The sequence below is a fragment of the Halorubrum sp. SP3 genome, assembly GCF_005435195.1.
Lineage (GTDB): Archaea > Halobacteriota > Halobacteria > Halobacteriales > Haloferacaceae > Halorubrum > Halorubrum sodomense.
In genome coordinates, this window is sequence record NZ_SGTU01000572.1 from 1 (window position 1) to 298 (window position 298).

Sequence of the window (298 nt, forward strand, 5' to 3'; positions counted from 1 at the left end):
GACACCGTCGACGAGGCGGTCTCGGTCGCGGAGGCGGTCGAGACGGCGAACGGCGTCCTCAACGAGCTCCCGTCGTCGCCGCGGAACCACCGGTTCTTCGCGGACGCCGAGGTGGTGACGATAGCCGAGACGCCGCCGGCGACGGTGTTGTCCCGGCTTCAGCGCGTCGCCGAAGCCGCCGACCGGCTCCGGGGCGCGTCGATCGCCGCCAACGACGAGCGGTTCGTTTCGACGCTGTACCGCCGCACCGTCGTCGAGGAGTCGCTGGAGCTGTCGTACGTCCTGACGGAGTCGGTCG

The 298-nt window shown here is 71.1% G+C and carries 1 pseudogene; it reads left to right on the forward strand.

What is annotated here, in order from left to right:
• Positions 1 to 298, forward strand: a pseudogene (locus EXE42_RS17615) (MarR family transcriptional regulator); the annotation flags it as partial.